This is a genomic window from Pseudomonas sp. P5_B2 (genome assembly GCF_056400445.1).
Genome location: NZ_JBFULH010000165.1, coordinates 1 through 8,355, shown reverse-complemented (window position 1 = coordinate 8,355; position 8,355 = coordinate 1). Strand labels below are relative to the sequence as shown.

Genomic DNA, 8,355 nt, shown 5'->3' with positions numbered 1-8,355 from the left:
CCAAATGGCAGAGCTTCCGTCAGTCGGAAGACTCCCGTTACGTTGGCCTGACCGTGCCGCGTTTCCTGCTGCGTAACCCGTACGACCCGGAAGACAATCCGGTCAAATCGTTCGTGTACAAGGAAACCGTCGCCAACAGCCACGAGCACTACCTGTGGGGCAACACGGCCTACGCGTTCGGCACCAAGCTGACCGACAGTTTCGCCAAATTCCGCTGGTGCCCGAACATCATCGGCCCGCAAAGCGGTGGCGCGGTGGAAGACCTGCCGTTGCACCACTTCGAAAGCATGGGCGAAATCGAAACCAAGATTCCTACCGAAGTATTGGTCAGCGACCGTCGTGAATACGAGCTGGCCGAGGAAGGTTTCATCTCCCTGACCATGCGCAAGGGCTCCGACAACGCGGCGTTCTTCTCCGCCAGCTCGGTGCAGAAGCCGAAGACCTTCGGCATCAGCGCAGAAGGCAAGGCCGCAGAGCTGAACTACAAGCTCGGCACCCAGCTGCCGTACATGATGATCGTCAATCGCCTGGCTCACTACTTGAAAGTGCTGCAGCGCGAGCAACTCGGTTCGTGGAAAGAACGTACCGACCTCGAGCTGGAACTCAACAAGTGGATCCGCCAATACGTGGCCGACCAGGAAAACCCGAGCGCCGAAGTCCGTGGCCGTCGTCCGTTGCGCGCTGCCCAGATCATCGTAAGCGAAGTCGAAGGCGAGCCTGGCTGGTACCGCGTCAGCCTGAACGTACGCCCGCACTTCAAGTACATGGGGGCCGATTTCACCCTGTCGCTGGTTGGCAAGCTGGACAAAGAGTAAGCGGAGCTGACTCATGAATGGATACGGCAGCCTTTTCGAACGCCTGGGTGGCGACGCGGACAAACGCGTCGGCTGGAGCCGTGAGGTCTCCGTCATGGCGTCCGTGGCTGCCCATCTGGCCAAGATGCTCAGCACCCGTGCGGGCAGCGTGCAAACGCTGTCCGATTACGGGCTACCCGATCTCAATGACATGCGTCTGAGCCTGCACGACTCCCTGAGTCAGGCCCGTCTGGCCATCGAGAAGTTCATCGAAGCCTACGAGCCACGCCTGAGCAATGTGCGTGTCATCTCCCTGCCGCGTGATCACGATCAGCTTCGCCTGTCCTTCAGCATCGAAGGCCTGCTGGAAGTTGATGGTTTCAAGCGTCAGGTCAGTTTCGCCGCGCGCCTGGATGGCAGCGGTCAAGTCAACGTCAGCCAACGATAAACAGGTATTGCGCGTGTCCTTTAACCACTATTACCAAAGCGAACTCACCGCACTGCGCCAGTTAGGTCGTCGATTCGCCGAGCGTAGCCCGGCGTTGGCACCTTTCCTCGGCCAGGCCGGGCGGGATCCGGACGTGGAGCGGTTGCTGGAAGGTTTTGCGTTCCTGACCGGTCGGCTGCGCCAGAAGCTCGACGACGAATTGCCAGAACTCAGCCATTCGCTGATGCAACTGCTGTGGCCCAACTACATGCGGCCGCTGCCGGCGTTCAGCATTTTGCAGTTCGACCCGTTGAAGCGCTCCGGCCCGGCGCTGAAGGTCGAGCGTGATACACCGATTGAAAGTGTTCCAATTGAAGACGTGCGTTGCCGTTTCCGCACCTGTTACCCGACCGAAGTCCTGGCGCTGAATCTAGCCGCGCTGACGTACTCGGTGAAGGGTGACGGTTCGCTGCTGAGCCTGCGCCTGGAGATGAGTGCCGACGGTCACCTCGGTGAATTGGAGTTGAGTCGCTTACGTCTGCATTTCGCCGGCGAGCGTTACATCAGTCAGATGCTGTACCTGAGCCTGTTGCGCAATCTGGAAGGCATCGAGTTAATCCCGCTGGACGGCGCCGGCAAGCCGATCAATGGCGTCAACGACACGCCGATGGCGTTCAAGATGCCCGGCGACCGCGTGCAGCCGGTGGGTTTTGCCGAAGAAGAAGCGTTGATCCCGTATCCGCTGAACACCTTCCGCGGCTACCGCTACCTGCAAGAGTATTTCGCCTTCCAGGACAAATTCCTGTTCGTCGACGTCAACGGTCTGGACATTCTCAAGGCGCTGCCGGAAGACGCCCTAAAGCAGATGCGCGGCCTCGAATTACGCTTCGATATTCGCAAGAGCGGCAACCTGCGCATGCGTCCGACCCTGGACAACGTGAAGCTGTACTGCACGCCCATCGTCAACCTGTTCAAGCACGATGCGCTGCCGATCCGCCTCGACGGCAAGCAGGACGAATACCTGCTGCTGCCCGCGATATATGACCTGGAAAAATGCGGTGTGTTTTCGGTGGAAAGTGTCACGGGATGGAAGCCCGGTGGCCTCGGTTATCAGGCGTACGTGCCATTCGAGTCCTTCGAGCACGACCCGAGTTTCGACGTACCCAACAGCCGTCCGCATTACAGCATTCGCCAGCGTTCGTCGCTCTTGCACGACGGTCTCGACACCTACCTGAGCTTCGGCATCCGTCACACCGAAGCCCATGAAACCTTGTCGATCGAGCTGATGTGCACCAACCAGGACCTGCCGCGCAAGCTCAAGATTGGTGACATCAGCCAGGCCCGCGAACAGACGCCTGAGTTCCTCAGCTTCCGCAACATTACCCCGGTCACCCCCAGTTATGCGCCGCCGCTGAATCACGACTTTCTGTGGAAGCTGATCAGCAACATGTCGCTTAACTATCTGTCATTGGCCGACGTCAATGCGTTGAAGGTGATTCTCGAAACCTACGACCTGCCGCGCTACTACGACCAGCACGCGGCGAAGGTCAGCAAACGCCTGCTCGGCGGTCTCAAATCGATCAATCACCAACACGTCGACCGTTTGCATCGCGGCTTGCCGGTGCGCGGGTTGCGCACCGAGTTGACCATCGACCCGCAAGGCTACATCGGCGAGGGCGACCTGTTCGTGTTCGCTTCGGTTCTTAACGAGTTTTTCGCGCTTTACGCCAGTCTCAATTCGTATCACGAGCTGCGGGTAAAAAGCACACAGGGAGAGGTGTACCAATGGACACCACGTATGGGCCTTCAGCCGCTGCTTTAAGCGGTCTGACCCGGGGAATACGCGAGTACTCGCTGTTTCAGGCCGTGCTGCTGGTGGTTGACCGACTGCGCGAGGCCCACCCCCACCTGAGCCAGGATGATCTGTACGACCAGCTGGAATTCCAGGCCAATCCGAGCCTGGGTTTCCCGGGCAGCGATGTCGATCGAGTGGAGTTTTTCCACGAGCACGGGCAGATGCGCGCACGACTGCGTTTCAACCTGATCGGTCTGGTCGGCTCCGGTTCGCCGCTGCCGGCGTTCTATGGCGAACAGGCCCTGGGCGACAGTGAAGACGGCAACCCGACCCGCAACTTTCTCGACCTGTTTCACCATCGCCTGCAACGGCTGATGCTGCCGATCTGGCGCAAGTATCGCTACCGCGCGAGCTTCGAAAGCGGCGCACTCGACCCGTTCTCTTCGCAGTTGTTTGCGCTGATCGGCTTGGGCGGCGAAGAGATCCGCAAGGCTGGGGAACTGAACTGGAAACGCCTGCTGCCGTACCTCGGTTTGCTCAGTTTGCGGGCGCACTCGGCAGCACTGATCGAAGCGGTGCTGCGTTACTACTTCAAGCACGCCGAGCTGACCATCGAGCAGTGCATCGAGCGCCGCGTGGAAATTCTCGACGAGCAGCGCAATCGGTTGGGCCGCGCCAACAGCCTGCTCGGCGAAGACCTGGTGTTGGGCGAGCACGTGCGCGATCGCAGCGGCAAATTCCGCATTCACATTCGCGAACTCGACTGGCAACGCTTTCACGAATTCCTGCCGATCGGTTTCGGCTACCAGCCGCTGTGCGCGCTGGTGCGCTTCACCCTGCGTGACCCGCTCGATTACGACATCCGACTGGTGTTGCGTCAGGAAGAAATCCGCGAACTGCGCATCGGTGAGCAGAACGCCTGTCGCCTCGGATGGACCAGTTGGCTGGGCCGTGAAAAAGCGGATGGCGTGGTGACCCTGGGCAGCAAAACTCATTAAGGACAGATGAACAATGATCAACGTAGACCTGCAACAACTGATCCAGGCGCTGGACGCCGAAACCCGCCGTGACCTGGAAAGTTCTGCCGAGCGCTGCGTCGCCCGTGGCGGCAGCAAAATACTCGTCGAAGACTTGCTGTTGGGCTTGCTGGAGCGTCCGCAAGGCCTGCTCGCCCGCGCACTGCAAGACGCCGAAGTGGATGCCGGTGAGCTGAGCGCCGCCCTGCAATCGCGGGTCGAGCACAGCGCGTCGCGCAACCCGGTGTTCGCCCCGGAACTGGTGCAATGGCTGCAAGATGCCTTGCTGGTGGCCAACCTAGAACTGGGCCAGACCCAGGTCGAACAGGCCGCGTTGATCCTTGCGCTCCTGCGTAACCCGATGCGCTACGCCGGCAGCCGCTACCAGTCGTTGCTGGCCAGGCTGAACATTGATCGCCTGAAGGAATTCGCCCTGTCGCAGAATGAACAACCGGCCACCGGCAAACCCTCCGTGCCGGGCGAATCGCTGCTGCAACGCTTCACTCATAACCTGACCCAACAGGCCCGCGACGGCAAACTCGACCCGGTGCTGTGCCGCGATGGCGCGATCCGGCAGATGGTCGACATCCTCGCCCGTCGCCGCAAGAACAATCCGATTGTGGTCGGTGAAGCCGGTGTTGGTAAAACCGCGATTGTTGAAGGTCTGGCCTCGCGCATTGCCGCCGGTGAAGTGCCGCAGGTGCTGAAAGGCGTTGAGTTGCTGTCGCTGGACATGGGCCTGCTGCAGGCCGGCGCCAGCGTCAAAGGTGAGTTCGAACGTCGCCTTAAAGGTGTGATCGATGAAGTCAAAGCCTCGCCGAAACCGATCATCCTGTTCATCGATGAAGCTCATACGCTGATCGGCGCGGGTGGCAATGCTGGCGGTTCCGACGCGGCCAACCTGCTGAAACCGGCGCTGGCTCGCGGCGAGTTGCGCACCATCGCGGCGACCACTTGGGCGGAGTACAAAAAACACTTCGAGAAAGACCCGGCGCTGGCCCGTCGTTTCCAACCGGTGCAATTGCACGAACCGACCGTCAGCGAAGCGGTGACCATCCTCCGTGGTCTGGCTCAGGTGTACGAGAAGAGTCACGGCATTTACCTGCGCGATGACGCCGTTGTATCCGCTGCCGAACTGTCTGCCCGTTACCTCGCGGGTCGCCAATTACCGGACAAAGCCGTGGACGTACTCGACACCGCGTGCGCCCGCGTTCGCATCAGCCTCGCCGCCGCTCCGGAATGCCTTGAACGCCTGCGTGGCGAGCTGGCCGAAGGTGGCCGACAGCGTCAGGCCCTGCGCCGTGATGCCGAAGCGGGTTTGCTGATCGATCACGAAGCGCTGGACGAGCTGGAAGCGCGCCTGGACGAAGCCGAAGACGAAAGGGCTGCGCTGGAAACCCTGTGGACCGAACAGAAGGAGTTGGCCGAACGCCTGTTGGACCTGCGTCAGCAACTGGCCAAGGCTCGCGAAGCTGCTGCCGTCGAACCAACCATCCCGGTTGAAGTAGACGCCGAAGGCAGCGTGATCGAAACCCCGCCGGTCAACGAAGCGCAAAGCGTCGAAAATCTGGAAGCCCAGCTCAACGAAACTCACAAAGCCCTGACCGAAGCCCAGATCAAAGAACGTCTGGTGAGCTTCGAAGTCTGCCCGCGTCTTGTCGCTGAAGTGATCAGCGCCTGGACCGGCGTGCCATTGGCGCAACTGGCCCGTGAGCACAATGCCAAGGTCGCGAGCTTCGCCACCGACCTGCGCACGCGTATTCGAGGTCAGGAACAAGCCGTTCATGCCCTGGATCGCTCGATGCGTGCTACCGCTGCCGGCCTCAATAAACCGGATGCGCCGGTCGGCGTGTTCCTGCTGGTCGGCCCGAGTGGCGTCGGCAAAACCGAAACCGCGCTGGCCCTGGCTGATTTGCTCTATGGCGGTGATCGTTTCATCACCACCCTCAACATGTCCGAGTTCCAGGAGAAACATACCGTCTCGCGCCTGATCGGCGCGCCGCCGGGCTACGTCGGTTATGGCGAGGGCGGCATGCTCACCGAAGCCGTGCGCCAGAAGCCGTACTCCGTCGTGCTGCTCGATGAAGTCGAAAAGGCTGACCCGGACGTGCTCAATCTGTTCTACCAAATCTTCGACAAAGGCGTGGCCAACGACGGCGAAGGTCGGGAAATAGATTTCCGCAACACGCTGATCCTGATGACCTCGAACCTGGGCAGCGACCGCATCAGCGAGCTCTGCGAAAACGGCGCGCGGCCGACTGCCGAAGTGCTCGAAGAAACCATTCGGCCGGTCCTCAGCAAACACTTCAAACCGGCGCTGTTGGCGCGTATGCGCGTGGTGCCTTACTACCCGGTCGGCGGCCCGGTGCTGCGCGAGCTGATCGAAATCAAACTCGGTCGTTTGGGCGATCGCCTGAATCCTCGGCAGCTGGATTTCACCTACTCCCAGAACCTCGTCGATCACTTGGCCGAGCGCTGCACCCAAAGCGAAAGTGGCGCACGCCTGATCGACCACTTGCTCGACCTCCACGTGCTGCCGCTGGTGGCCGACCGCTTGCTCGACGCGATGGCCACCGGGGAAAGCCTCAAGCGTGTGCATGCCACGCTCGATGGTGACGCCAGCGTGATCTGTGAGTTCGCCTGAGGTGGGTGTGATGTTCACTCACGTGCCGCAACCGCTGGTTTATGCCGAGGCCTTGCTGGCGCAGTTCGCCAGCCTGTCGGGGGCGGCGGACGGTGCTGCACTGCTGGGTGACTTCGTGCGCGGGTTGGCCGAGCTCAGCGGCTGCGAACTGACGCAGCTGTACCTGCTGGACGCGACCCACACGTGCCTGGGGATGAACGCCGAATGCCTGAACGGCATCCTGCAACCCCGGGAAGCGGCGAGCCTGCCGGCGGATTACAACGGTGAACAACTGCTGCAATTCGCCCTGTGCCAGAACCGGGTAGTAAGCCTTGGCGAGTTGAGTGGCAGTCTGCACGAAACCAGTTTCCTGCCGCTGCAGGCCACGCCTTGGCGGTCGTTGCTGTGCGTACCGTTGGTCAATCAGCAGAAATCAGTTGAAGGCTTGTTGGTGTGCGCGAGTCGCCGGCACATCGACCTGCAAGGCTTTGCCGATTCCCTCGGGCAACTGGGTTCATTCGTGCTGGGTCAACTGCACCTGCAGCAACGTTTGCGTCAGCCGACCGGTGTTACGCGGCCAGCGCCGGTCAGTGTGCCGAGCGCCAGTGGTTACGGCTTGATCGGTAAGAGCTCGGCCATGCGCCAGACCTATTCGCTGATCAGCAAAGTCCTGCACAGCCCTTATACGGTGCTGTTGCGCGGCGAAACTGGCACCGGAAAGGAAGTGGTCGCCCGCGCCATTCACGACTGCGGACCGCGTCGTTCCAAGGCGTTCATTGTGCAGAACTGCGCGGCGTTTCCCGAGAACCTGCTGGAAAGCGAACTGTTCGGCTATCGCAAAGGTGCTTTTACCGGTGCCGACCGCGACCGCGCCGGGCTGTTCGACGCGGCCAACGGCGGCACATTGCTGCTCGATGAAATCGGTGACATGCCGCTGTCGCTGCAAGCCAAGCTGTTGCGCGTATTACAGGAAGGCGAGATCCGCCCGCTGGGGTCCAACGACACCCACAAGATCGACGTGCGCATCATCGCCGCAACGCACCGGGATTTGTCGTTGCTGGTCAGCGAAGGCAAATTCCGCGAGGACTTGTACTACCGCCTCGCGCAGTTCCCGGTCGAGTTGCCGGCCCTGCGTCAGCGCGAAGGCGACATCCTCGACCTTGCTCGACACTTCGCCGAAAAAGCCTGCTCGTTTTTGCAACGCGATGCAGTGAGCTGGTCCGACGCTGCGCTGGATTACCTGTGCGGTTACGCCTTCCCCGGCAATGTGCGCGAACTCAAAGGCTTGGTCGAACGTGCGGTGCTGCTATGCGAGGGCGGTGAGTTGCTGGCCGAGCATTTCTCGCTGCGCATGGACCCCATGCCGGAAGACAACAGCCTGAACCTGCGTGAACGCCTGGAACAGGTCGAACGCAGCCTGCTGCTCGATTGCCTGCGCAAAAACGACGGCAACCAAACCCTCGCCGCCCGCGAACTTGGCTTGCCACGGCGCACGCTGCTGTATCGCCTTGGGCGACTGAATATCAACCTGGGTCATTTCGATGGTTAATCCCAATTTCGATTTGCCGCGACGTGTGGATGAAAGTTTCTCTGAGGCTGGAATGCTCACTGTGGCGAGGGGGCTTGCCCCCGTTSGGCTGCGAAGCGGCCCCCCATCCGTTTATTCAGGCAAATCGTATTTACCGGACTACGACTGCTGC

The 8,355-nt window shown here is 60.9% G+C and carries 6 protein-coding genes; all 6 read left to right on the top strand.

Features of this window, described 5'->3' with window-relative positions:
* Nucleotides 1-815: type VI secretion system contractile sheath large subunit (gene tssC / locus AC1DRJ_RS14475; protein ID WP_477802758.1), on the top strand; the 815-nt coding region annotated here is incomplete at its 5' end.
* A 13-nt stretch (nucleotides 816-828) separates the two neighbouring features.
* Nucleotides 829-1,242: a type VI secretion system baseplate subunit TssE gene (gene tssE, locus AC1DRJ_RS14470; protein WP_477802757.1), complete on the top strand. Its 414-nt coding sequence runs from the start codon at nucleotides 829-831 to the stop codon at nucleotides 1,240-1,242.
* Nucleotides 1,243-1,255: 13 nt separating this feature from the next.
* On the top strand, nucleotides 1,256-3,043 hold the full coding sequence (gene tssF / locus AC1DRJ_RS14465) for a type VI secretion system baseplate subunit TssF (RefSeq protein ID WP_477802756.1): 1,788 nt from the start codon (nucleotides 1,256-1,258) through the stop codon (nucleotides 3,041-3,043).
* Nucleotides 3,007-4,014: a type VI secretion system baseplate subunit TssG gene (gene tssG / locus AC1DRJ_RS14460; RefSeq protein WP_477802755.1), complete on the top strand. Its 1,008-nt coding sequence runs from the start codon at nucleotides 3,007-3,009 to the stop codon at nucleotides 4,012-4,014. The genes tssF and tssG overlap by 37 nt, the downstream gene beginning before the upstream one ends.
* Before the next feature lie 13 nt (nucleotides 4,015-4,027).
* Nucleotides 4,028-6,676, top strand: a complete 2,649-nt coding sequence (gene tssH, locus AC1DRJ_RS14455; protein WP_477802754.1) for a type VI secretion system ATPase TssH — start codon at nucleotides 4,028-4,030, stop codon at nucleotides 6,674-6,676.
* A gap of 10 nt (nucleotides 6,677-6,686) precedes the next feature.
* Nucleotides 6,687-8,204 carry a sigma-54 interaction domain-containing protein gene (locus AC1DRJ_RS14450; protein WP_477802753.1) on the top strand — a complete coding sequence of 506 codons (1,518 nt, stop codon included), beginning with the start codon at nucleotides 6,687-6,689 and terminating at the stop codon, nucleotides 8,202-8,204.
* The last annotated feature ends 151 nt before the right edge of the window (nucleotides 8,205-8,355 follow it).

Excerpts from the sequence above, each read along its gene's own strand:
- tssE (WP_477802757.1), top strand. The coding sequence starts at position 829 with ATGAATGGATACGGCAGCCTTTTCGAACGCCTGGGTGGCGACGCGGAC.
- tssH (WP_477802754.1), top strand. The coding sequence starts at position 4,028 with ATGATCAACGTAGACCTGCAACAACTGATCCAGGCGCTGGACGCCGAA.
- tssG (WP_477802755.1), top strand. The coding sequence starts at position 3,007 with ATGGACACCACGTATGGGCCTTCAGCCGCTGCTTTAAGCGGTCTGACC.
- AC1DRJ_RS14450 (WP_477802753.1), top strand. The coding sequence starts at position 6,687 with ATGTTCACTCACGTGCCGCAACCGCTGGTTTATGCCGAGGCCTTGCTG.